The sequence below is a fragment of the Saezia sanguinis genome (genome assembly GCF_003991585.1).
In the GTDB taxonomy this organism is placed as follows: Bacteria; Pseudomonadota; Gammaproteobacteria; order Burkholderiales; family Burkholderiaceae_C; genus Saezia; species Saezia sanguinis.
Genome location: NZ_PQSP01000045.1, coordinates 1 through 279 on the forward strand (window position 1 = coordinate 1; position 279 = coordinate 279).

Sequence of the window (279 nt, forward strand, 5' to 3'; positions counted from 1 at the left end):
ATTCCGTCCAATGCCCGGCAGACCCGGACCATGGTTTCCAGCGTGCGCGGATCGTTGCCGAGATCCTTGCGCACCACTCGGGCCCGGTCCCGCAGCAACTGCACGGCCGGGGAGGCTTCGATCCCCGCCGGGTCGGCGTCGACGGCGGGCAGAGCCAGCGGCTCGACCTGCCACAGCGCCTCACCGGTGATCCCCAGCGGTTCGCGGCTGGTCGCGAGGATCCGCAGCCGCGGGCACTCACCCAGCACCCGGTGCGCGAACACGGCCACCGATTCGATC

The 279-nt window shown here is 71.3% G+C and carries 1 pseudogene; it reads right to left on the reverse strand.

The annotated features are described in order from the left end of the window. A pseudogene (locus tag CUZ56_RS14920) lies at positions 1-279 on the reverse strand (ATP-binding protein); the annotation flags it as partial.